Annotated in this window: 23 protein-coding genes; 7 read left to right on the forward strand and 16 right to left on the reverse strand. The window is 35.5% G+C overall.

Going from position 1 to position 22,529, the window contains the following annotated elements; all coding sequences use genetic code 11:
* Positions 1 to 125: 125 nt before the first annotated feature.
* The 4 genes from KORDIASMS9_RS09605 to KORDIASMS9_RS23180 form a co-directional block, all read right to left on the reverse strand.
* Positions 126 to 2,798: a COR domain-containing protein gene (locus KORDIASMS9_RS09605; RefSeq protein ID WP_114902638.1), complete on the reverse strand. Its 2,673-nt coding sequence runs from the start codon at positions 2,796 to 2,798 to the stop codon at positions 126 to 128.
* Between the two features lie 360 nt (positions 2,799 to 3,158).
* A complete protein-coding gene (locus KORDIASMS9_RS09610; protein WP_114902639.1) occupies positions 3,159 to 3,731 on the reverse strand; it encodes a DUF4136 domain-containing protein in 573 nt (190 codons plus the stop codon).
* 45 nt (positions 3,732 to 3,776) lie between these two features.
* Positions 3,777 to 5,771: a urocanate hydratase gene (locus tag KORDIASMS9_RS09615; protein WP_114905199.1), complete on the reverse strand. Its 1,995-nt coding sequence runs from the start codon at positions 5,769 to 5,771 to the stop codon at positions 3,777 to 3,779.
* 138 nt (positions 5,772 to 5,909) lie between these two features.
* Positions 5,910 to 6,062, reverse strand: coding sequence for a DUF5522 domain-containing protein (locus KORDIASMS9_RS23180; protein WP_162200418.1), 153 nt, complete (start codon positions 6,060 to 6,062; stop codon positions 5,910 to 5,912).
* Positions 6,063 to 6,109: 47 nt separating this feature from the next.
* Between KORDIASMS9_RS23180 and KORDIASMS9_RS09620 the strand changes: the two genes are divergently transcribed.
* Positions 6,110 to 6,433: a hypothetical protein gene (locus tag KORDIASMS9_RS09620; protein ID WP_205318050.1), complete on the forward strand. Its 324-nt coding sequence runs from the start codon at positions 6,110 to 6,112 to the stop codon at positions 6,431 to 6,433.
* A 77-nt stretch (positions 6,434 to 6,510) separates the two neighbouring features.
* Here the strand turns inward: KORDIASMS9_RS09620 and KORDIASMS9_RS09625 are convergent, their stop codons facing one another.
* Entirely contained in the window at positions 6,511 to 7,422 is a 912-nt protein-coding gene (locus KORDIASMS9_RS09625; protein ID WP_114902641.1) for a C1 family peptidase, read from the reverse strand.
* Positions 7,423 to 7,608: 186 nt separating this feature from the next.
* Here KORDIASMS9_RS09625 and KORDIASMS9_RS09630 point away from each other — a divergent pair, with 186 nt between their 5' ends.
* Genes KORDIASMS9_RS09630 through hemL form a run of 4 tightly spaced genes read left to right on the forward strand, consistent with a single transcriptional unit; the run spans position 7,609 to position 14,188 of the window.
* Complete coding sequence (locus tag KORDIASMS9_RS09630) at positions 7,609 to 11,082, forward strand: VIT domain-containing protein (RefSeq protein WP_114902642.1); 3,474 nt, start codon at positions 7,609 to 7,611, stop codon at positions 11,080 to 11,082.
* 41 nt (positions 11,083 to 11,123) lie between these two features.
* Positions 11,124 to 12,035, forward strand: coding sequence for a 1-aminocyclopropane-1-carboxylate deaminase/D-cysteine desulfhydrase (locus tag KORDIASMS9_RS09635; RefSeq protein WP_114902643.1), 912 nt, complete (start codon positions 11,124 to 11,126; stop codon positions 12,033 to 12,035).
* Positions 12,036 to 12,039: 4 nt separating this feature from the next.
* The gene (locus KORDIASMS9_RS09640) at positions 12,040 to 12,882 is read left to right on the forward strand and encodes a glucosaminidase domain-containing protein (protein WP_114902644.1); all 843 of its coding nucleotides are present in this window, start codon (positions 12,040 to 12,042) and stop codon (positions 12,880 to 12,882) included.
* 22 nt (positions 12,883 to 12,904) lie between these two features.
* Entirely contained in the window at positions 12,905 to 14,188 is a 1,284-nt protein-coding gene (hemL, locus tag KORDIASMS9_RS09645; protein WP_114902645.1) for a glutamate-1-semialdehyde 2,1-aminomutase, read from the forward strand.
* Between the two features lie 68 nt (positions 14,189 to 14,256).
* On the opposite strand, the gene KORDIASMS9_RS09650 is transcribed toward hemL, so the two are convergent.
* Both KORDIASMS9_RS09650 and KORDIASMS9_RS09655 read right to left on the reverse strand, forming a co-directional pair.
* On the reverse strand, positions 14,257 to 14,601 hold the full coding sequence (locus KORDIASMS9_RS09650) for a hypothetical protein (RefSeq protein ID WP_114902646.1): 345 nt from the start codon (positions 14,599 to 14,601) through the stop codon (positions 14,257 to 14,259).
* A gap of 101 nt (positions 14,602 to 14,702) precedes the next feature.
* Positions 14,703 to 15,164, reverse strand: coding sequence for a hypothetical protein (locus KORDIASMS9_RS09655; protein WP_114902647.1), 462 nt, complete (start codon positions 15,162 to 15,164; stop codon positions 14,703 to 14,705).
* 441 nt (positions 15,165 to 15,605) lie between these two features.
* Here KORDIASMS9_RS09655 and KORDIASMS9_RS09660 point away from each other — a divergent pair, with 441 nt between their 5' ends.
* A complete protein-coding gene (locus KORDIASMS9_RS09660; RefSeq protein ID WP_114902648.1) occupies positions 15,606 to 16,265 on the forward strand; it encodes an ATP-binding cassette domain-containing protein in 660 nt (219 codons plus the stop codon).
* 53 nt (positions 16,266 to 16,318) lie between these two features.
* On the opposite strand, the gene KORDIASMS9_RS09665 is transcribed toward KORDIASMS9_RS09660, so the two are convergent.
* The 9 genes from KORDIASMS9_RS09665 to yiaA form a co-directional block, all read right to left on the reverse strand.
* A complete protein-coding gene (locus KORDIASMS9_RS09665; RefSeq protein WP_114902649.1) occupies positions 16,319 to 16,675 on the reverse strand; it encodes a hypothetical protein in 357 nt (118 codons plus the stop codon).
* A gap of 102 nt (positions 16,676 to 16,777) precedes the next feature.
* Positions 16,778 to 17,053, reverse strand: coding sequence for a hypothetical protein (locus KORDIASMS9_RS09670; RefSeq protein WP_114902650.1), 276 nt, complete (start codon positions 17,051 to 17,053; stop codon positions 16,778 to 16,780).
* Between the two features lie 5 nt (positions 17,054 to 17,058).
* Positions 17,059 to 17,466, reverse strand: coding sequence for a hypothetical protein (locus KORDIASMS9_RS09675; RefSeq protein WP_114902651.1), 408 nt, complete (start codon positions 17,464 to 17,466; stop codon positions 17,059 to 17,061).
* 78 nt (positions 17,467 to 17,544) lie between these two features.
* Positions 17,545 to 17,715, reverse strand: coding sequence for a hypothetical protein (locus KORDIASMS9_RS23185; RefSeq protein WP_162819681.1), 171 nt, complete (start codon positions 17,713 to 17,715; stop codon positions 17,545 to 17,547).
* A 45-nt stretch (positions 17,716 to 17,760) separates the two neighbouring features.
* Positions 17,761 to 18,114, reverse strand: coding sequence for a hypothetical protein (locus KORDIASMS9_RS23190; protein ID WP_162819682.1), 354 nt, complete (start codon positions 18,112 to 18,114; stop codon positions 17,761 to 17,763).
* A gap of 58 nt (positions 18,115 to 18,172) precedes the next feature.
* Complete coding sequence (locus KORDIASMS9_RS09680) at positions 18,173 to 18,727, reverse strand: GDYXXLXY domain-containing protein (protein WP_114902652.1); 555 nt, start codon at positions 18,725 to 18,727, stop codon at positions 18,173 to 18,175.
* A gap of 7 nt (positions 18,728 to 18,734) precedes the next feature.
* The gene (locus KORDIASMS9_RS09685; RefSeq protein WP_114902653.1) at positions 18,735 to 20,009 is read right to left on the reverse strand and encodes a DUF2157 domain-containing protein; all 1,275 of its coding nucleotides are present in this window, start codon (positions 20,007 to 20,009) and stop codon (positions 18,735 to 18,737) included.
* Between the two features lie 10 nt (positions 20,010 to 20,019).
* The gene (locus KORDIASMS9_RS09690; RefSeq protein ID WP_114902654.1) at positions 20,020 to 20,286 is read right to left on the reverse strand and encodes a hypothetical protein; all 267 of its coding nucleotides are present in this window, start codon (positions 20,284 to 20,286) and stop codon (positions 20,020 to 20,022) included.
* A gap of 71 nt (positions 20,287 to 20,357) precedes the next feature.
* Positions 20,358 to 20,834 (reverse strand): inner membrane protein YiaA, encoded by a 477-nt coding sequence (gene yiaA, locus KORDIASMS9_RS09695; RefSeq protein ID WP_114902655.1) that lies wholly within the window; start codon positions 20,832 to 20,834, stop codon positions 20,358 to 20,360.
* Between the two features lie 180 nt (positions 20,835 to 21,014).
* On the opposite strand from yiaA, the gene KORDIASMS9_RS09700 reads away from it, so the two are divergent.
* Positions 21,015 to 22,517 (forward strand): lipopolysaccharide assembly protein LapB, encoded by a 1,503-nt coding sequence (locus KORDIASMS9_RS09700; RefSeq protein WP_114902656.1) that lies wholly within the window; start codon positions 21,015 to 21,017, stop codon positions 22,515 to 22,517.
* The last annotated feature ends 12 nt before the right edge of the window (positions 22,518 to 22,529 follow it).

Genomic DNA, 22,529 nt, shown 5'->3' on the forward strand with positions numbered 1-22,529 from the left:
ATAGAAAATTTAATAAAGTAAATATATAAAAATGTGTTTTAAGAAATGTATAAGAAAATTATAAAACTGAGTTTGATTGATTTAAGTAAAATTTCAAGCAGCATGATTAAATTTCAAAAAATTAATCATATTTGTAATAAACGCGGTAATACTTTATCAAGTTGTCTTTTAAATTGTAGATGCAAGTCTTCAGTATTTTTATAGACTGTTCTAAAATGTCCTAAGGCTTTTAACTTCTCTTTGAAATCATGAAGACTATCAAAATCTTTCTTGTTCAGATCTTCCATATTTATAGCTGTATTTTTAAAATATGTATATATAAACGGCTTTCCTGTTGCTTGAAATTGCCCAAAAGCTGTTTCAAATTCTTCCAAGGTAAACATACCTACTTTTGTAGAAAATAAACTCACGAAAATGTCAGCATTTTTAATTACAATATTATATGCGTTTTGCAAACGTGTTCGATCCATTACGTCAATAAAATCCTCCCAAAGTTCAAGTTTTAGGAAGATTCCATCTTCAATCAATCTGTTATTTTCACGATTGATAAATAATGCAAACTGTTCTCTTTCCGTTTTCAACTCATAAGAAGACGCTAAAAATATTTTGATAATTTTTAAGTTTCCTTTGCGTTCTGCTGTAGATGTATATCCGTTTAAAATATCTGTAATAGGCAATCGTTCTTCTAATTGAGTATGATATTTAGTTTCGTTTACTTTTTCGAGTTTAGTTAATTCTTCATAATTATGCCAATACGTTTTGTAGTATACTTCTTCTGTAATCTGAATTTCAGAAAAGGTTTTGTGTAATTTTCGGAACCTGTCTCTGATGGTGTATAAATAACTGCGTCCTTCGCCTTTATATCCTGTAATCTCAATGCGAATGTAGTTTTTACTGTAGGCTTGATACACTTTTGCTTGACAAGTACCATTGGAAATATACACGCCACTGCGCCAACGTTTGTCCTCTTGAATGTCTTGATGCATTTCCACAATAAAGCGTGTCATAAATGCATCGGGAGAAAAATCGTCGTAATTATAGCGGAACTGTATGGAAACATCATCTTCGTTCCATGTTGCTTCAGGTTCAACATCGTCAAAAAGATCGGGGATAAAATACAGATCACGCTGTTCTTTGGCAGGATAACATAAATTAAACTTTTCCATCAATTCTAACAGATAGGCATGTCGTTCTGTTGGAAATTTATCCTTTGGAAGAATCCGTCCCAAATCATTAATATGTAATTGCCCTTTGGCTTCATCTTTGACTTGTGGATCGTTGATAATCGCATACACACCATCCATAATCCATTGCGGATTGATCACGTTGGTGTCAATCAAACGTGGATCGTCTACAAAACTGACCACCGCACCAATCATACTTAATAATTTCAAGTTTATTTTACGTTCGTCTTCGGGAAGTTTTTTAATAAAATCTAACTTTTCATATTCTGCATAGGTTATAAAGTCCTTGCCATTAGCTTCTAGTTTTTCCAACTCATTTTTTACGGCAAACCAATCTGGTGGACGTTGTTCAAAAACACTTGGCATAATATCAGGATCACTTACAATTGATATAATTCGCTGTTTTAAAGTCTTGAGAGTATCTTCCGCATTACTCTCTGGGCAGTCTTTAATACAAGTTCTTATAAAACCTTTGATATTCGGATAATCGCGCTCTAAACTCAGCCTGTCAATATCGTGAGGATTCAAATCTATTTTATTAATGACTACTAAAACGGGTGCTTTTTTTCCTAATTGATTTACGAGTTTTAGCCAATGATTCAATTCATTACGTTCTCTACGCGCCAATGTGACCAATACATACAAGGTGCGTTCTGAAAAGAAAAATTGGTGGGTACTGCGCATAAATTCTTGTCCGCCTAAATCCCAAATATTCAATTGAATATCTTTTTCAGGATAAGGAATAGCAAGCTTTCTACGCTCAATACCATGTGTGGTTTTTATCTCTCTTTTGATTTTTCCTTCTTTAAGAAACTCTATCAAATGTGTTTTTCCAAAATTACTTTCCCCAATAAAAATAACTTTAGCTTCATGAATGGGTTCTAAAGTGCCTGATTGTTGTGCGTGTTGCCATGTAAGAATTGCTTGGATTTGTTCTTGTGGAGGAAGTTGATATACTTCAGAGCCTACTTTGAATTGATTGCCCTTTAAGTCAACGTCTCTTAAGTTAGTTAGTTTTTTAAGAGATTCTGGGATTGAGATTAATTTATTATTTCTTAAATAAAGTATAGTTAACTTCGTCAGTTTTCCAATAGCTTCTGGTATTTCAGTGATTTGATTTCTACTTAGTCCAAGACCAGTTAACTTACTTAGTTTCCCAATAGTTACTGGTATTTCAGTGATTTGATTTACGCTTAGATCAAGGGTAGTTAAATTAGTTAGTTTTCCAATAGCTGTTGGTATTTCAGAGATTTGATTTCTGACTAGATTAAGGTCCTTTAAATTCGTGAGTTTTCCAATAGCTGTTGGTATTTCAGAGATTTGATTTCTGCCTAGATTAAGGTCCTTTAAATTAGTTAGATTTCCAATAGCTGCTGGTATTTCAGTGATTTGATTGTCATGTAGAAAAAGGCTATATAGATTCGTTAGTTTTCCAATAGCTTCTGGTATTTCAGTGATTTGATTGTATCTTAAATCAATTTCAGTTAAATGCGTTAATTCAAAAACTTCTTTAGGAATTTCTGTGAGTTTAAATCCGCTTAAATCTAATCCTTTTGAATTATTTTTTTTTACTTTCCGAATACGTCGTAATGCTCCCTTATAATTTTTTTCCATCGGTTTTACATGCTATTGAGTAATATCCTTAAATCTATAAGAAACCAATCCAAAATCAAAATAAATGAAAGAAATTTTATAATACTAAGTGTCCTAATTTTTACAAGAATATACGTTTTTAAATCAAAAAGGGGAAATTATAGGAGCGCAAGCGCGCATTTCTAGCGCAAAGGAGTAGAAAAAGCTGTGCACAGCAGCAGAAAAACTGTGCACAGCAGGAAAAACACAAAACCACAGGAGGTTTTTACCAAAAGCACCGTTGCTTTTTAGTATTTACAAAGATGAAAATTTGAGAAAACTGCATAAAAAAACCTCGAAAATAACTTCCGAGGTTTTCAATTTCTATGTGAAATGTATCTTTTATTGCGTATCTGCAATTGGTGGGTATTCTTTCATAATTTCTTCCACAAACTCTTGGATACGTGCTTCTTTCTTTTCAATATTTCCTGTGCGGCCTAGTAAATTTCCAGCACCTCTTCCTTGCCATACCAATTCTTTTTTGTCTGTGTCAATCAGGTCAATGTACAACACACCTTCAATGCGTGTTGATACGGACTGCATTCCGCCGCCGCCCCAGAGCCATGGGTTCCAGCCCCAGCCGCCCCAGCCCCAACCGCCGAGTCCCCAACCCCAACCGAAGTTGTTGTTCAAGTCTACACGTTTGTTAGCTTTGGTCATGATGTTTACTAAAATATCAGGATCGTCAGATTTTACAAAGCCTCTGGCAATCATCTCCTTTTCAATAGAACGTAGAATTCTTTTTTTATCTAAATCTGAAATCTCTACTTTGTCAATTCCAGTTTTATAAAACGCAAATGTTTTATAGGTGTCAAAATCAGCTTCTTGATCGTAGTCGGCAACAACTCTTACCGAAATACAAGAAGTAACGAAAAGTAGTATAACTACAGGAAAAAATAGTTTTAATGTTTTCATATCACTGCTCTTTTTTTGTGGGTTACTGTATTATTTTTAAAATAGTTAAGTCTCATCTAATAAAGCATCATCTACTATATTTGGAAGCGTTACTTTTAAATTTGGCTCGACTTCCATGGCACGTTTGATAGCAAAAATTGCTTCGTCATTTCGCGCCCAACTCCTTCTGGCAATACCATTATTTACATCCCAAAATAACATCGAATGTAAACGTCTTGATGCTTCCTTACTACCATCAAGAACCATGCCGAAGCCGCCATTAATTACTTCGCCCCAACCAACGCCACCACCGTTGTGAATGGAAACCCAAGTAGCACCTCTAAAGCTGTCTCCGATGACATTATGAATTGCCATATCAGCCGTAAATTTAGAGCCGTCGTAGATGTTTGAAGTTTCTCGGTATGGCGAATCTGTTCCTGAAACATCGTGATGATCGCGTCCTAGAATGACAGGTCCAATCTCGCCACGTTCAATGGCTTCGTTGAACGCTTGAGCAATTTTCATACGACCTTCCGAATCTGCATATAAAATACGTGCTTGTGAACCAACGACGAGTTTGTTTTCCTGCGCACCTTTTATCCAACGAATGTTGTCTGCCATTTGCTGTTGAATTTCTTCGGGCGAGACTTTCATAATGTCTTCCAACACTTTGCAAGCAATAGCATCTGTTTTGGCTAAATCTTCTGGTTTTCCCGAAGCACATACCCAACGGAACGGTCCAAAACCATAATCAAAACACATCGGTCCCATAATGTCTTGCACGTAACTGGGATATTTAAAGTCGATGCCGTTTTCCGCCATAATATCTGCACCAGCGCGAGAAGCTTCTAGCAAGAAAGCATTTCCGTAATCGAAAAAGTAGGTGCCTTTTGCAGTATGTTTATTGACGGCAGTTGCATGTCTGCGTAATGTTTCTTGTATTTTTTCTTTGAATAGTTCAGGATTGCTCGCCATCATTTCATTAGATTCCTCATAAGAAAGTCCCACAGGATAATACCCGCCAGCCCACGGATTGTGTAAGGAAGTTTGATCGCTTCCCAAATCTACAAAAACATCTTCTGCATCAAACTTTTCCCAAACGTCTACAATATTACCTTGATAGGCGATGGAAACAATTTCTTTGTTCGCTTTTGCGGAATTGACTCTGCTGACTAGTTCATCTAAGTCATGAATCACTTCATCTACCCAACCTTGTGAATGACGTGTTTGCGTTGCTTTCGGGTTTACTTCGGCACACACCGTAATACAACCTGCAATGTTTCCTGCTTTGGGTTGTGCACCACTCATGCCGCCCAATCCAGCCGTAAGGAATAATTTTCCAGCCAAACCTTCCCCGTTTTTGGAGATTTTTCGTCCGCCATTCAATACGGTGATTGTTGTTCCGTGTACAATTCCTTGCGGACCAATGTACATATAACTTCCTGCGGTCATTTGTCCGTATTGCGTTACGCCCAATGCATTGAATTTTTCCCAATCGTCAGGTTGCGAATAGTTCGGAATCATCATTCCGTTCGTAACTACAACTCTTGGCGCATCTTTGTGTGAAGGAAATAAGCCTAGCGGATGCCCTGAATACATCACCAAAGTTTGCTCTTCGTTCATTTCTGCCAAATAGTGCATCACTAATAAATATTGTGCCCAGTTTTGAAACACGCCGCCGTTTCCACCGTAGGTAATTAATTCGTGTGGATGTTGTGCTACGGCGTAATCCAGATTGTTCTGAATCATCAGCATAATGGCTTTCGCCTGATTCGTTTTTCCAGGATATTCATCTATTGGACGTGCGTACATTGCATAATCGGGACGAAAACGATACATGTAGATTCTGCCGTAGGTTTCCAGTTCGGTTTTAAACTCTGGCAACAATACCTCGTGGTGTTTCTTATCAAAATAGCGCAGGGCATTTCGGAGCGCTAGTTTCTTTTCTTCAGGAGATAAGATGTTTTTACGCTTAGGCGCGTGATTGATGTTTGGATCGTACGATTTTGGTGTTGGCAATTCGTTTGGAATTCCTTGTAATATATGGTCTTTAAAAGTCATTTTTATATCAATTGTAGTGTTGTGCATCATTTTAAAAAGTGTTGTGTTTGTTAAAATGTGCTATGGATAGCGGATGTCTACACGATGAAAATGTGCAGTAGCTCGTTTGTATTTCATACAGTTAGAATCCATGAACTTTTACTTTCTTTTTTTGTTAAATCCGTACGGGCAATGTCTACAACCACTTTCGCAGCAATAGCCTCTTTTTAGGTGAAATTGCTCTGTAAACACCTTGTATCCTTCGGGCGAAAGATAAAAATCGCCTTCTTCAATGGGAATTAATTTCTTCATTTCTACAAAGGTACTTAAATTGGCTTAAATTTTGAATGACTATAATCATGGTTTTCGTATCAAAATATCTAGTACCGAGAGGTTTTCGAGGAATAACGTTGTATCCTTTTATTTTTTTGCGTGATGCGAATGATAAAAGCGATGCTGTTTTGGTGCATCATGAACGGATTCATTTGCGACAACAATTAGAATTGCTAATTCTTCCTTTTTATATTTTGTATGTATTGGAATGGTTGATTCGATGGTGTTATTACCGAAACCATCATAAAGCGTATGTTAATTTGAGCTTTGAACGGGAAGCGTATGATAACGAAGGCGATTTTGCGTATTTGAAGAAACGGAAGTTGTTTCAATTTTTGCGGTATTTGTAGAAATTGAGTTCATTACTAAAAATAAAAAACTAAATTTTTACACTTAGTTTTTTATTTTCCTCAGTGTTATTTGCCGTTTATTGTTTAAACATTTCACTATCAATCCACTCTGCTGAAATGATAGACCAAAAATCACTTGCAAGTTTTTGTTTTACATATTCATACGGAATATAGCCATAGCCATCATCGCCCCATTTGCCCCAAGAATTCCGAATGATCAATCCTCCTTTTTTACTTTTTCCGTCAATTGGGTTTTTTATGACCAAATCATCATCATATCCAATTACCATTACTGCATGTCCACCTAAAACAGATTCATTTTCTCCAGGGAAGGGAATTTTACCAGTTTTTTCAGTATCAGGATGTTCGAGTGCGGTATAGCAAGTAAATCCCATCATTGAAGGAATTCCTATCGCCAAGAGGTTTTTAATTTCCGTGAGTGTTTGACTCGCACTTGCCCCTAAAGGATCTAATCTAAAATATGAAAGTGCTTGGAAATTTTGACCATATGAGTATATAAATGCTGGCGGCTCTTCATCATACTTATCGGTTTCATAAGGATAGCTACTTGTTGGTGGTACGCCAAAGAGTGCTAGTGAACCCATGGCAGTTCTTAAATATCCACCTGTATCTCCTTTCCAATTTAAAATATTACGAGTTGTTTTGTAAACGAATAGTTCTGAGCCATCTATGTATTTATTGTGCACCCTTTTTTGAAAATACTCATACATTCCAACTGCGGCAAAGGCAGTGCAAGAACCTATATTTCCTTGATTTTTGATAGGCGAACACCATTTCCTAAGATCTACTTTTTTTTCTAACTTGCCTTTTATGTTCATCTTCTTCCGTATCTCTTCCAGAATTTCTTTTATAGATTTATTAGGGTTCGGCTTTAAAGGATTTCTTAAAATAGTAGAAGTTTTTGGATTGTAGTCTCGAATATCTGGATAGTCTTTTATCCATCCTAGATTCTTTTTTGATTGTTTCATGATGTTAAAGATTAAAATGATATCACAATAATAATGGCAGATCTTCTTAGTTTCAATACCCAATACTAGGGATCTTTTGCATGAGAAATATCCATTAGCTCATTAAAACGACGTGATGACTCATTCCTCCTTTTGTATACTTATTTAAATGATGAGTTTTGTTATGAAAACTAAAACAAACTCGTTATGAAACCATTTTTCTATTTTTTTCTTTGTCTTTTTTGTGTGAATGTTTTTGCTCAGCATACACCTAAAGTTACCGTAGCAGGTGAAAACGATTTACAATTGACCGATGTAAAAGTAACTGTTGAAATTGTTGGAAACCTAGCGGTCACAACGTATGATATGAAATTTTATAACGGATTGGACAGAACGCTGGAAGGCGAGTTGGTGTTTCCGTTGGCAGAAGGACAAATGGTTTCAGGATTTTCCATGGATGTGAATGGTAAAATGCGTGACGCCGTCATTGTAGAAAAAGAATTGGGACGCGTTGCCTATGAAACTACGATACGACGAAAAATTGATCCAGGATTGTTAGAAAAGACTGAAGGAAACAATTACAGGGCACGTGTATATCCCTTATTTGCTAAAAGTCACAAACACATCATTGTAAAGTTTGAACAAGAGTTAAGCACTTTAAACGGCAAACAAAGTTATGAATTGCCTTTAGGAATTTCTCAAAATTTAGATGCTTTCTCTGTAGAAATGAATGTGTTCAATGCACAATCACCCACAGTTTCCAAAGCAAACTACAAAGATTTTTTCTTCCAAAAAAAAGGAGAAGCATTTACAGCGAAAACTACAAAAAACAATCATGCGCCCACACAACAGATTGTCATTCAAATTCCGAACAAAACAAATCAAGAAAAGCTAGCAACATATAACGGACATTTTAACTACTACAAAGCATTACAGCCAAACGTACGTTTAAAAAAGAAGCCTACAAAAATTACCATACTTTGGGACGCTTCCTATTCTATGAGTTACAAAGATTTGGACACGGAACTTAAAGTGTTGTTATCGTATTTGGAGTATGTGCGAAATGTAAAAGTGAACTTTATTGCATTCAACAATACCATTCAAACAGAAAAAGAATTGATTGTAAAAGATGGAAATACAACAGCTGTTTTAGACGCTATCAACAATGTACAGTATGATGGTGGAACTAAATTAAATGTCCTTGAAAGCGTTCGCATCAAAGCAGATGAAATACTATTGTTTTCTGACGGTTTGGCAAACTTGGGCGATTTTACCATGAAACAAAAAATACCTGTATACGCTATCAATTCGTTGGTTACTGCCAATCATCAGCAGTTAACGGCTATTACCACACAATCTGGCGGAAACTATCTGAATTTAATACGTGTAGATTATGCCAAAGCAACACAGCTTTTAAAAATGGAAACCTATCAGTTTTTAGGTGTCATTCACGATGAAAATGTTCGGGAAGTGTATCCAAAACAACGCGTGAATGTTTATCAAGACTTTTCTATCAGTGGACAATTTTCAAAAGACACGGAGCTGACATTACTATTTGGTTATGGCGGACGTGTTACGCAGAAAATTCCTGTAACGATAGAAGCTTCTAACGGAACCAACGCAGTCAAACGTTTGTGGGCAAAGCAAAAACTAGCGCGTTTGAATCGCAATAAAATCGAAAACAAAAAAGAAATTACTTCTTTAGCTTTAAAATACAGCCTGATTACGGATTATACATCCATGATTATTTTGGACAGAATTCAAGATTATGTACGCTATAAAATTGAACCTCCAAAAGAACTCAAAGAAGAATACAAAAAGTATTTAGAAGTTGTAAAAAATGAAGAAATGCTGCAAAAAGAACGCATATTGAATAGAAAAAAACAATTGTTTGACGGCTATAAAACTGTATTGGATTGGTATCAAGCAAAAATTGTAGTAGAAGAAGAAAAGCCTGTGTCAAATGCAGAAGCGCAAACAACTGCAACGTCACAACAAGAAGACCAGCAAGTTACAGTAGCCGAAACACAAACAATAGAAACGGAAACAGCAATACAAACAGAAACAGCAATACAAACAGAAACAAATACAAACACACAAACGGCAGTTCAAATAAACGAAGGCGTTGGAGAATTGATGACGATTACAGGAACTATTGTAGATGACGAAGGAATGCCATTGCCTGGCGCTAATGTGGTCGTGAAACATAGCAATAAAGGTGCAATAACAGATTTTGATGGGAAGTATACAATTCAAGCAAAAAAAGGACAACAACTCGAAATTACGTATGTGGGTTATGGTACAATGCAAAAAGAGATAACTTCACAAACAGTTAATGCAAAAATGGAATTAGGTGAAAGGCTAGAAGCAGTTACAGTAGTTGGCTATGGTGGAAGTGTAAACAGTGCAAAAATAGCGTATTCGGTTGCAACCGTAAGTTCTGAATATGTAAAACAATATGGGAATCCATCGGATGAAATACGCAAAATTAGAGAAACAATCGAAATGCTTATTAGTGCAAGTAGTTCGCTTAGCGAAAACAACAAACCATTATTTTTTATCAACGGAAAAATTTCAAATCAGCGTAATTTTAGAAAAATACAAGAAAAAGAAATTGCTCAGTTAGGGATACTGAAAAATGAGGAAGCAACAGCAATCTTTGGAAGCAAAGCGCGTGGTGGTGCTATCTACATAATGACTAAAAAAGGAATGGTAAAAAACCGTGAGGCTATTAACGCGTTTAATAAAAAAATGGTGTCGAACATAGAAATGAAATCATGGAATGCAAATATGCCCTACATCAAAGAATTGGAAAAAGAAACCACGATAGCAAACGCGTATACAAAGTACTTGGAAATACGCAAATCGTATGTAAAAGTTCCATCGTTTTACTTAGATGTGGCTGACTTTTTCCATTCGCGTCAAGCGACAGAAACAGCAATCACAATCATTACAAATTTGTTGGAAATTGAACTGCATAATTACGAATTGCTCAAAGCTGCCGCTTATAAATTCGAGTATTTCAAACGCTATAAAATGGCCGTATTAGCCTACGAAAAAGTATTGGAATTGCGTCCAGAAGAACCGCAATCGTACAGAGATTTAGCGTTGGCGTATGAGCAAGTTGGTGACATTCAAAAAAGTTACGATTTACTAAGTAAATTGTGTGATGGAGAATTATTGCAAAAAGATGAAGATGGACGGTTTACAGGAATAGAACATATTGCCTACGTAGAATTGACTCGTTTGGTAAACACCTATAAAAGAAAGCTAAAACTCAAAAGGAAAATACGCAAAACATTTGATAAAATGCCTGTAGATGTTCGGATTGTGATCGATTGGAATCATAATGATACCGATATTGATTTGTGGGTTTTTGATCCGAAAGGGGAGAAGGCTTCGTATCAAAATCAACGTACTAAAATAGGCGGAAGAATGTCTGACGATTTAACACAAGGATACGGACCTGAAGAATTTATGCTGAAAAATGCCATAAAAGGTGAATACAAAGTAGTTGTGGATCATTATTCAAGTTCTGAACAAAAAGTATCTGGCCCTACTATTTTAAAAGTAGCATTGTACACCAACTACGGAAAGGAAAACGAACAGAAAAAGACAGCAATTATTCGATTGTCTGAAGATGTTGACGAACTAGAAGTTGGGAATTTGGTGTTTGAATAAAAGCGATTAATTTCAAATTTTGCGGTATTTTTGTGGTCTGAATGGAGTTTGAAATAGAAAATATACCAATTCAAGAAGTTACGCTCAACTTTGCAACAGACGTGCGATTATTCGTCAAGCGAGAAGATTTGATACATCCGTTTGTTTCTGGGAATAAATTTAGGAAACTCAAGTACAATCTCGCGGAAGCCAAAAACAAAAAACATGACACGTTATTGACTTTCGGCGGCGCGTTTTCCAATCATATTGCGGCAGTGGCGGCAGCAGGAAAGTTACATGGATTTCAAACGATTGGCATCATTAGAGGAGAAGAATTGAACTCCGAAATTGACAGCAATCCTACGTTGAAATTTGCACAGAAAAACGGCATGCAGTTTCACTTTGTTTCGCGTCAAGCGTATCGCGAAAAGACTTCTGAAACCTTCATCACACAATTAAAACAAACATTTGGACGTTTTTATAGTATTCCTGAAGGAGGAACAAACAAATTGGCGGTACAAGGTTGTGCCGAAATCATCACAGAAAACGAGCGTGATTTTGACACCATTTGTTGTGCTGTCGGTACTGGCGGAACCATTGCAGGAATTTGTGAAGGAGCGTTTGCACATCAACAAATACTGGGTTTTCCTGCGTTGAAAGGTGATTTTTTACAGAAAGAAGTTTCACAACTAACAGACCAAAACAATTGGAAGTTGATCAGCAAATATCATTTTGGTGGTTACGGGAAAGTTTCTGATGAATTGATCGCGTTTATCAATCAATTCAAACAACAAACAAACATTCCGCTCGATCCAATTTACACAGGAAAAATGCTTTTTGGCATCATAGATTTGATCAAAAACGGGCATTTTGGCAAACAAAATCGTATTTTAGCGATTCATTCTGGTGGATTGCAAGGAATTGAAGGTATGAACCAGAAACTACAGAAAAAAGGACAAAAAACGATCGTATAAACGCATGAAGAAACAACTTATTTATACACTTTTAGGTTTATTGATATTATCAAGTTGTGGAACGCAAAATCGGGTTTCCAAAACAAAGAAGAAGACAAAAAAAACGACAACGGTTGTGAAAACAACGCCCAAAGAAAAGCCTGTTGATGTTGTAACTCCTAAAGAAGAAATCGTTATTAAAACACCGAAAGCAACTCCGACAAAGAGTTTGACAGAAGTGTATATAGAAACGTATCGCGATGTGGCAAAACGTCAAATGGAATCACACGGAATTCCAGCAAGTATTACCTTAGCACAAGGAATTTTAGAATCTGGATCTGGAAAAGGCGAATTGACCATGCGTTCTAACAATCATTTCGGAATTAAATGTCACAAAGGTTGGAATGGCGCGCGTGTATACCACGATGATGATGAAGATCAGGAATGTTTTCGAAAGTATGCAAATCCGGCATATTCCTTTACAGATCATTCGTTATTTTTAACGGGAAGATCGCGGTATGCTTCCTTATTCAAATTACCAAAAGACGATTACAAAGCTTGGGCAAGAGGTTTAAAAAAAGCAGGATACGCAACGGATCGTAAATATCCGAAAAAATTAATCTCGCTTATTGAACGCTACGAGTTGTACAAATACGACGCAGAAGTATTGGGGAAAAAGCCAGAAGATGCCAAAAAAGTAACTACACATAATGACCGTTATACGGTTTCTAAAGGCGATACTTTGTATAGTATTGCCAGAAAACACAAAATCACCGTTGCCAAATTGAAATCCTTAAATGGATTGGAGAATAATGATATTTTCGTTGGTCAGGTGTTGTTTGTAAAACCACTTCCGAAAGATTTTTAATTTAAAAAACAGCATAAAAAAGATGGAATATAAACGAAGCAGTGCATTGTTTGCCGAAGCTCAAAAAGTGATTCCTGGTGGTGTAAACTCACCAGTTCGCGCGTTTAAAGCCGTTGGTGGTACACCAGTTTTCGTAAAAGAAGCCAAAGGCGCATATATTATTGATGAAGATGACAAGAAATATATTGAATATATCAATTCTTGGGGACCTATGATTTTAGGGCATGCGCACAAACCTGTGATTGATGCCGTTATAGACAAAGCCAAAAAAGGAACTTCCTTTGGAATGCCTACCGAGATTGAAACCAAGATTGCCGAATTGGCCGTTTCCATGGTGCCAAATATTGATATGATTCGTTTTGTAAATAGCGGAACAGAAGCGTGTATGAGTGCCGTTCGTTTGGCAAGAGGATTTACAGGGAAAGATAAAATGATCAAGTTTGCAGGGTGTTATCACGGACATAGCGATGCTTTTTTGATTCAAGCAGGAAGTGGCGCTATAACTTTTGGAAGTCCCAACAGTCCTGGTGTTACCCAAGGAACTGCGAAAGATACCTTGTTGGCACGCTTTAACGATTTGGAACATGTGAAGCAAATTATTTCTGAAAACGAAGGCGAAATTGCCTGTATTATTGTAGAGCCTGTTGCGGGAAATATGGGATGTATTCCTCCTGTAGAAGGCTTTTTAGAAGGCTTACGCGAAGTATGTGATGCACATCATATTTTGTTAGTTTTTGATGAGGTCATGACAGGATTCCGATTGGCAAAAGGTGGCGTGCAAGAATTACTAGGCGTACATGCGGATATTGTGTGTTTTGGAAAAGTAATTGGTGGCGGATTGCCTGTGGGCGCTTTTGCATCTCGTAAAGAAATTATGAGTCATCTCGCACCATTGGGACCTGTGTATCAAGCAGGAACTTTGAGTGGAAATCCACTTGCAATGGCAGCAGGATTGGCAATGTTAGAAGAGTTGAATAAAGGAGATGTTTTTACAAGTTTGCAGCAAAAAACTGCGTACTTGCATGAAGGAATCGCGAACGTATTGACGGAAGCTGGCGTTACACATCAAATTAATAGAATTGGTTCTATGATTTCTGTACATTTTTGTGATGAAGCTGTGATTGATTTTGCTTCTTCGGCGAAAGGAAACAACGATTCGTTCAAGAAATTTTTCCACGGGTTGTTAGACAGAGGCATTTATATTGCGCCATCTGCGTTTGAAAGTTGGTTTTTATCAGACGCCTTATCGTATGAAGATTTGGACAAAACCATTCAGGCAATTAAAGAAGTTGCTCCAGAATTGTAATATTTAGAAAATATAAAGCATAAAAAAACTCGGTACATGACCGAGTTTTTTGTTTTTGTAAACTGTTGTTATTTATTGCTTTTCGCCTTTAGCTGTTTTGCTCGTGCTAATTTCTTTTGCTTATCAAATTCTGGCGTGAACATTTTATTGAATCGTAATTGCTGTTCTGGTCGTAAGACAGCATTTACTTCTGTTCCTAACTTTTCCAGATCTTTTACATCTCTTCCACTTTTTTCATAGGCTAGGTAAATAGCATATACGCTTTCCACTTGCGCATCGGTCAATTGTAAGCGTTTTGTCAATTCTTGTGTTTGTGCTTTAGCCTTTACTGCCGCAGTATTTTGCGCAGTGGTTGTTTGCATTCCTAAAAATAGTACACATACAAATGTGAATAGTGCAATATATTTTTTCATAATTTGTTGGTTGTTATTAGCTACATTAATACATCAATAATACTAAAATTGTGTAGAAATAACAAAAAAGAGAAGCCTTTTAACTTCTCTTTTCAGGATTCTTACTTTTTAGCCATTCGCTTTCCTCTCATTTTTTTCTTGCCTTTTGCGCGTTGTGCTTGCATTTTTTCCCAACGTTCGTATTGTTCGGATGTCAAAATTTCTTTGATGCTTTGCTTGTAAGCAATCTTGGCATCTAGGCGTTCGTTCATCATTTGAAAGCGTTCTTCATCGGTAGGTTTTTCTCCTTTTTCTTTCATTGCTTTGCGAGCTTCCATATCTGCTTTGCGCTCCGTTGCTGTTTTTGTTTGCAGCGCTAATATTTTTGTTTGTTGACGCTCAGTTAAATCTAGGGCTAAGGTCATTTTCTTTGTTTGCAATGTTGCCATTTGTGCTGGCGTTAAGCTTTGTAAAAACTCTTTTTGAGCTTTCATTTTTCCGTCTTTCCCTTTGTAATCAGGACGTTCTTGTGCTGCTACGTTTAACGTGAGTAGTATAGCGAGTGCATACAGGATATTTTTCATAATTGTTATTTTAAATGTTTGCTTCTAGGACTTTTGTAGATGGAAAAGGTTTAAACAAGTTATTATTTTTGCAATTGTTTAACAGTCTTTATGGTTAGCTTAACGCTTCTCTTTGGATGAAATGCTTTTCTTTGAAAAAGACCATCATTCTTATGAAATATATTATAAATGTCTTCTTTTACGCGAGAGAGCTGTTGCTTTTGACTTCCTTTTTGACGCTTTGTTATGTGTGTTGTCAACTTTTTGAATTGCCCTTAGAACCTTTAATTTTTATGGCAAAGATTGTTTTGCCTTTGGTATTTTTTGGGATTAGAAAAATGAGCGATCAAAGCAGTTTGTATTTTCTTTATAACTTAGGAATGCACGATCGTACGATTGTATGTTGGCTGCTATTTTTATCAGTAATAGATGTAATATTAGTCAAACTTTTATTTTTTTAAAATGCTTGAAGTAGACAACATAGAAAAATATTTTGGAAACGTTCAGCTATTGTATGGCGTGTATTTGAAAGCAGCACCAGGAAAAGTCACAGGAATTTTAGGTAGTAATGGTTGTGGCAAAAGCACCTTACTGAAAATTATTTTTGGCACAATGAAATCAAAATATAAGTTGATCAAGCTTGATGGTCGCATTATTCAGAAAAAGCTCTATACCACAGGATTGGTAAAGTATCTGCCACAGCACAATTTTATTCCTGATTTTATGTCCATTCGCAAGGCATTGCAATTATACAAGGTTTCAGAAGCAGCTTTTCAAGCATTTTTTATAGAGGATGATTTTGACTTGTCACAGAAATTTGGACATCTTTCTGGCGGACAGCGACGCATTGTGGAAGTTTTTCTCACCATCAAAACACCAAGTCGTGTCATTCTGCTCGACGAACCATTTTCACATATTTCTCCTATACAGATAGAAGCTATCAAAAAGCTAATTCACACAGAAAAACAACAAAAAATCATTGTCATCACCGATCATTTTTACAGAGATATTACCGACGTTTCAGATGAGATTTACCTAATTAAAAACGGAAGTTCTAAGCATATTCAGCAATTGAGCGAGTTGGAAGATTATAAATATATTTCTGTGGGGAGTTTTTTTTAAATATTTATCTCTTATCTCTAGCATGTCTTTGTGTGTTAGCATAATATGCATATTTATTTATGGCTATACCGATCTTCATCAAGATACCAAAAAGAATGTAATGATGTTACGTAATCCCCATTTTTATAATCTTCATATTGTTGATCAGAATCATAATGGGTTCCAAAATGTAAAACTCTTCGACGTTCTTTTTCTACTAAAAATGGTGTGGCATTTATTCTATATTTATGATCTAATGTTTCGTAAAAAAGTTTAATACAGAAATAATAAACATTTCCAAGAGGTTTTTCAACGGTTTTATGGATCATTAATTCATTAAATGTTTCTTGCCCCAGTTCTTGTGCTTTTTCTTCCTCCATTTTTTTTAAATACTTCTTTGCTATTTCAAGCATTTCTTTATCTGTTAGCATAATTTTAATTGGTTGATAGTAAATATGCAAACCTTCCTTGATACCCCCTTTGGATAAATTTTTATATTTTATCGTTTTTCACAGGAATCTACACTATCTGGTTTAATCTTCTAAAACTTTTTCTAGTATTGGATTTGCTTCTGATATTGATAAATTCCCTAAAGCTTTTATAATAATTAATATTGAGATAGGTGTTGTATACTTTTTAATTGTTTTTAGCTCTTTAATTAAATCCTTTTCTGAATTTATTTTTTCAAATAACTTCATAATATTTTCATATTCAAATTCCCCTTTTTCAAATCCATTGATTATTTCTTTTAAACTTCTTTCATTAAAAGTTTTATTATTATTTTCAATTTTTATTTTTATTATACTCATCTTTATTATTTATAAAAAGTTACATTAATTTTAGTGTACGGATTAACATCTGGTATCAATACATCTATTTTTACTTTTTTAAACCCTTGTTCTATTGCTCTTTCTCCTGTCCAAGTTTCAAATGCTGCTTTTTCATTAGTTAATCCTTCTGATATGGCTTTGTTAAATCTAAATGTATTATCACTTGCGGCATTCCAAAGTCCTCTGATTCCTTTAAAATCAATATTTTTGTAGACGTATTCTAGTCTGTAAAATACACTCCCCTTCCCAAAAGGCGAGTTCATTGCTATTTCGTTAGAAATGCTGCGAGCTGTTTTGGTCGTCAAATCTTGCAATGTTTCTAAGTTATCAAAACCTATGTTTTGTTGCTCTTCTTCGTTTTCTTGGTTAAGAAAATTAAATATATTACTCATAATTTTCTGTTTTTAAAATTTATGCATAAGCACTGCAACGCCAAATGACGTTCCAATACTTTTGATAATTTGTGATATTTATTTTTCAGTGGTTTCTTGAGTAGTATTTGTACTATCACCAACCTGCAAATTGTCAAAAACAGTAGCATCATTGACAATATTACTACTACATTCCGTTTGGTCAGATTCAATGAAATCTTCCATATCATCACACTCACAAGGCAAGGCTTTTTCGACTTGTAAACCCAAACTATCCGCTTGTAAAATGGTTAAAGAAGTCGGAACACGTGTTTTTCATGCTTTTACGTCTTTTGTGTGAGTTGCTTTTTCGACTTTGTAAGCAGCGTCATATTCTTCTTGGTATTGTATGTGTAATGCTGAAATTTCTTCCGTTACTTTTTGTAAGTTTTGTAGCTCTTGTGTAGCAATACTCGCCATCAATTCTCGTGATAATGGAACTGTTTTGAAAGAAGTAGTATTTTTGTCTGCTTTGTCGTCAGCAACGGTATCATCAGCTAAGTCGAACAATTCGCTTGGCAAGATGACTTTTGCATATACCAATTTTTGTACGAGCTCTTTTTTAACATCTTTATCCAATGCTTCCCCAAAAGAAAAATTTTCAAAAGAGAAGATTCCAAAAAATACCATCACTTTTCAACTCGTGAAAAATGATGGTTCAACTATTAATAATGATGTGGTATAAAAACTATTTTGCTACCGCATCTTTGATAGAAACCCCATTCGCAATAACATCGGTCAATACATGTGTGCCGTTTTCGATATGCACAACCGCATACATTTCTTGTTGCAATCCAAGTCTTTGGTATTCTCGGTATAACAATTCCGCATCTAAAGCTTTTGATTCTTCCATGTAATACGTGTCAAAAGGCAGTTCAAAATGAACTTTTCCGTTGTAATAGCTTCCAATTTGCACTTCAATATAGTCACTAGAATTATTGACTAATTTAGTTTTAGAGATAGTTTCCGGATACGCAAAACCATGTTCGTCTTTTGAAAGATAGAGGTAAGCAGTATCATTGTATGTCCAATCGTCATCATTCGTTTTAAAGGAATCCATCTCAAAATTTAATACGATGTATTTTCCACGAAATGGATCACTTGGATCTATAGGAGCCGTTTTGAATTTGTAAACGTTTCCAGCTGAAATAGTGATTTCGTATTTGTATACAATTTGTGCAGAAGCGGCAATTTGTGCAATCACCATCAAGCCAAAAAGAAGGTATATATGTGTTTTTTTCATGATGCGATTATTTTTTTATTTGTTGTTTTTTGTACATGATGTAATTTGTAATGAAAAATCCAATACCAATGCTCACAAAGATGATTCCGCGAATGGCAAAGTTGATATCAGTGTCGTAGAATCGGCATACAATTAATGCCGCAATGATAAGCATTCCCAAGTTTAAAAAACCAAAATGGAGCTTGTCTGTTCCCAATTTAATCTGCATAATTCCAATCACGAAAAGTAAAATATTCACTAAAACAGTAGCCGTAATCGTATCAGATGCTCCAATCAAAAAGATAATTCCAAACACAAAGAAAATAAGCTGTAATACATTTGGCATCTTGGTGTTTTGTTGTTGTCTACTCATTAAGAAAGTAATACCAGCAGCTATAAAGAATACACCGACACTAATCACTTCAATCATACCTATAAAATTATTTTGAAATGCAAAATCCCAAACACCATGAAAGCTTAATATAAGGAGTAAAATTAGCGTTCCAATAGTACCAGTAACTTTATATCCATTCTGCAATAATGAGGTGTTTTTAAAATATGACAACTGTCCTATATTGAACAACAATCCAAATACAGTCATGTATAATATGTAGGTGATTTGCGGACTTTGTTCTACACAAACGGGTAACGAAATCAGTAAACTTATCGGAAACAACCAATGCAATATAAAAGTTGCTGCTGAAGGTGTTTTCTGTTTCATAAGTTCCAAATATCTTGGAATACAGGTAGATAACAAAGCAAAATAGAATAATGGGGAAGTTTTTACATTAAATCCGTATCCTGTTACAATGGCGTAATAGGTGCAGAAAATAAGATGCAAAAAGATGGCGGCTTTCGATTTGGTTAGGTAGAGTAGTGGCGCGCACAAAATAATCCAAGCCAATAGAAAAGATTCCAAATTGCCAGAAATATGATATATCTGACTGACCAACGCAATACACGCGCCAACGGAGAAAAATAAAAATACCGTAGCGGTTTCTTTCCAAACCATGCCTTTATTTTTTACAATGCTATATGCCAGTCCAGCTTGTCCAATGAGCATTGGGAGAAAGGCGAGGATTAATTTGACGAATTTTGGCAAATCGTCCCAGTTGTGTGCCATGATGAGGATAATACCCAATCCGACTAATGTAGCACCTAAAATTCCAAAAATGATAAATAATTTATTAGAATTTTCGGAGGCTGGTTTTTCGTAATATGCGGTTATTTTTTGAGCGGTTTCGGCTGTAATGATGCCATTTTCTACCAATTCTGGCAACGCTCTTGTGATTTTTGAACTCATAATGATATGATTATTTATAAGGATATGATATAAAAGTTAAAAAGACTATGATAAATATCATGCCTAGGAAGTAGCTTCTAGGGTATTGCTCATTTTCAAACTTTCTAATAAATACGTAGTACATGATTCCTAAAAAGAATCCCAATCCTATTAAACTAGGCAGCGATATCAATAAAATCATACTGGCTCCACCACCTGCGACAGGAATAAAACTACTAAGTACTAATTGTATAAATCCACTTCCAATAAGAAGTGCCGTTCTAATGCTGTGTTTCATGAAATAATTTTTAAAAACCTCGCAGCAACCATAAATACTGTCGCCACGAGGTTTTGGAAATCAACCCACATTTATTTTTGTTGATTTTTTATTGATTGAAGATCTCTCGTATTTTTCTGAACCGCTACGGACGCAAATAAACTCAGGGTAAACGACATTCCGTAAAAGCCTTTTTCGCTCAACGCCAATTCGGCATTCCACAATCCTACAACCAAAAGTAAAATAGCCGCCAATGTGGTAAACCAGCTAATTCCGTAATAAATATCAGTTACAGGAATTCCTTCCATTCGGTCTCGTACCGCTTTTTGAACCGAAACCACCGAGAATAATCCGAACAATAAAATGGTAAAGTAATACCCTTTTTCGTTCAATTCCATCGTAGCATTCCACAATCCGATACAATAGGAAATCATTCCCACGCCCAACGCTGCCCAAGCTGCAGAAATAAAAGCAGGTGTTGGTTTAAAAGGATTTTCATCTTCCTTCTGTGTATTAATACTCGGTTTTTTTGTTTTTTCTTCTTTGTTTAAAAATGTTTGTTGTTCCATAATCGTGTGATTTTAAATGTAAATTGATTAATTTTTTCGTTTTGATTACAGGACAAATATGCGATTGGAATTTTAGCTACAAAACTAAAATTTTCAATAAAAAGGACTATATTTATAGAATTATACATAATATAAAATACTGATTATTAGTATTATAAATTAAATAAAAAGGCTGATATAATGATTGCAATTGATGTTATTGTTTCTCAATTTTCTACAGAAGAGCAACAGGAATTCATAAAATACCTGAAGTATAAAAACAAACGACACGACACAAAGAATGTGCAGTTGTTCGAGTTGCTCCGTGCGAAACATTCTGCAAAGGAAATTCCGCAAAAATTATATGGAAAAGATAATAAAACAGCCTATCACGGATTGCGGAAGCGTTTGTGGAGTTCGATTGTTGATTTTATGGCAACCCAAAGTTTGACGCATGAAGTTTCCGACGAATTGGAAATTACCAAGCAAATTTTAGTCGCACGAAACTTATTAGTCCAAAAACAATATAAAACCGCGTTTAAATTGTTGCACAAAGCTGAAAAGAAAGCACGCGATATTTTGCATTTTTCGTTGCTGAATGAAATTTACCACACGCAAATTCAATATGCACACAAAATGACAGATGCGCCACCGTTGGCTACGTTGATCGAAAAATGTACGGCAAATCAGCAAGATTTTTTGCAAGAAGAAAAATTAAATATGGCGTATGCGGTCATTCAAGAACAGTTGCAAAAAGTCATGCATAAAGGCGAAATTGTCTCGCTTCAACAACTCATTCAAGAAACCTACGAGCGTTTTCAAATTTCGTATGAAATCGGTTTGTCGTATAAATCGTTGTATCAATTGGCGCAAATGATCAATTCCGTCGCGGCAGTTACCAAAACATATTTCGCGGTGGAACCATTTCTCATTGAAAATTACAAAGACATTTCCAACCGATTGAAACAACTTGAAAAGCATGTATTTTATCACATCAAAGTCCTATATCTCATTGCCAATATTTTCTTTCGAAAGAAGGAATTCGGACAAAGTTTGGGCTATTTAGAAGCAATGCGAAAGGAAATGGAACGACAAAAACAGCGGTATTATAAAGATTCGTTGCTGGCGTATCAATGTCTGTTAGCGTTGAATTATAACTATTCTGGAGATTCAGAAAAAGCGATTGTTTTGTTAGAAGAAGTCGTCAATTTAAAAAAGTACGATGTAGAAACCATGTTGGATGTGCATTTGAGTTTAATCGTTTGTTATTTTCAACAAGGAGCATTTAAAAAAGCGCAAAAAATATACTCAAAATTTTACCACACTGACAAATGGTATGAGGAAAAAGCGGGCATTGATTGGGTGATGAAGAAAAACTTAATCGAATTGCTCTTACATATCGAATTGGGCAATATTTCCTATGTCGATTCGCGTTTTGTGAGTTTTCAGCGAAAGTATTATCCGTTTTTAAAAAAGTCGGGAGAAGCACGCGTGATCACTTTTTTAAAATTTGTAAAACAATATTACAACGCGCCAGAAACAGTGACTTCGGAAGCATTTCGTGAGGTTGTAGTGCAATCTTTTCCATGGAAAGCACGTGTGGAAGAAGATATTTTTGTGATGAGTTTTTACGCGTGGTTGAAAGCCAAAATGAACAAAACGGATTTGTATCAAACCACGCTTGATTTAGTGAAGATGGTCTGATTTTTTAATTTG

The sequence above is a fragment of the Kordia sp. SMS9 genome (assembly GCF_003352465.1).
Classification (GTDB): domain Bacteria; phylum Bacteroidota; class Bacteroidia; order Flavobacteriales; family Flavobacteriaceae; genus Kordia.

Excerpts from the sequence above, each read along its gene's own strand:
- KORDIASMS9_RS09605 (WP_114902638.1), bottom strand. The coding sequence starts at position 2,798 with ATGGAAAAAAATTATAAGGGAGCATTACGACGTATTCGGAAAGTAAAA.
- KORDIASMS9_RS09610 (WP_114902639.1), bottom strand. The coding sequence starts at position 3,731 with ATGAAAACATTAAAACTATTTTTTCCTGTAGTTATACTACTTTTCGTT.
- KORDIASMS9_RS09615 (WP_114905199.1), bottom strand. The coding sequence starts at position 5,771 with ATGACTTTTAAAGACCATATATTACAAGGAATTCCAAACGAATTGCCA.
- KORDIASMS9_RS23180 (WP_162200418.1), bottom strand. The coding sequence starts at position 6,062 with ATGAAGAAATTAATTCCCATTGAAGAAGGCGATTTTTATCTTTCGCCC.
- KORDIASMS9_RS09620 (WP_205318050.1), top strand. The coding sequence starts at position 6,110 with ATGGTTTTCGTATCAAAATATCTAGTACCGAGAGGTTTTCGAGGAATA.
- KORDIASMS9_RS09625 (WP_114902641.1), bottom strand. The coding sequence starts at position 7,422 with ATGAAACAATCAAAAAAGAATCTAGGATGGATAAAAGACTATCCAGAT.
- KORDIASMS9_RS09630 (WP_114902642.1), top strand. The coding sequence starts at position 7,609 with ATGAAACCATTTTTCTATTTTTTTCTTTGTCTTTTTTGTGTGAATGTT.
- KORDIASMS9_RS09635 (WP_114902643.1), top strand. The coding sequence starts at position 11,124 with ATGGAGTTTGAAATAGAAAATATACCAATTCAAGAAGTTACGCTCAAC.
- KORDIASMS9_RS09640 (WP_114902644.1), top strand. The coding sequence starts at position 12,040 with ATGAAGAAACAACTTATTTATACACTTTTAGGTTTATTGATATTATCA.
- hemL (WP_114902645.1), top strand. The coding sequence starts at position 12,905 with ATGGAATATAAACGAAGCAGTGCATTGTTTGCCGAAGCTCAAAAAGTG.
- KORDIASMS9_RS09650 (WP_114902646.1), bottom strand. The coding sequence starts at position 14,601 with ATGAAAAAATATATTGCACTATTCACATTTGTATGTGTACTATTTTTA.
- KORDIASMS9_RS09655 (WP_114902647.1), bottom strand. The coding sequence starts at position 15,164 with ATGAAAAATATCCTGTATGCACTCGCTATACTACTCACGTTAAACGTA.
- KORDIASMS9_RS09660 (WP_114902648.1), top strand. The coding sequence starts at position 15,606 with ATGCTTGAAGTAGACAACATAGAAAAATATTTTGGAAACGTTCAGCTA.
- KORDIASMS9_RS09665 (WP_114902649.1), bottom strand. The coding sequence starts at position 16,675 with ATGCTAACAGATAAAGAAATGCTTGAAATAGCAAAGAAGTATTTAAAA.
- KORDIASMS9_RS09670 (WP_114902650.1), bottom strand. The coding sequence starts at position 17,053 with ATGAGTATAATAAAAATAAAAATTGAAAATAATAATAAAACTTTTAAT.
- KORDIASMS9_RS09675 (WP_114902651.1), bottom strand. The coding sequence starts at position 17,466 with ATGAGTAATATATTTAATTTTCTTAACCAAGAAAACGAAGAAGAGCAA.
- KORDIASMS9_RS23190 (WP_162819682.1), bottom strand. The coding sequence starts at position 18,114 with ATGGTATTTTTTGGAATCTTCTCTTTTGAAAATTTTTCTTTTGGGGAA.
- KORDIASMS9_RS09680 (WP_114902652.1), bottom strand. The coding sequence starts at position 18,727 with ATGAAAAAAACACATATATACCTTCTTTTTGGCTTGATGGTGATTGCA.
- KORDIASMS9_RS09685 (WP_114902653.1), bottom strand. The coding sequence starts at position 20,009 with ATGAGTTCAAAAATCACAAGAGCGTTGCCAGAATTGGTAGAAAATGGC.
- KORDIASMS9_RS09690 (WP_114902654.1), bottom strand. The coding sequence starts at position 20,286 with ATGAAACACAGCATTAGAACGGCACTTCTTATTGGAAGTGGATTTATA.
- yiaA (WP_114902655.1), bottom strand. The coding sequence starts at position 20,834 with ATGGAACAACAAACATTTTTAAACAAAGAAGAAAAAACAAAAAAACCG.
- KORDIASMS9_RS09700 (WP_114902656.1), top strand. The coding sequence starts at position 21,015 with ATGATTGCAATTGATGTTATTGTTTCTCAATTTTCTACAGAAGAGCAA.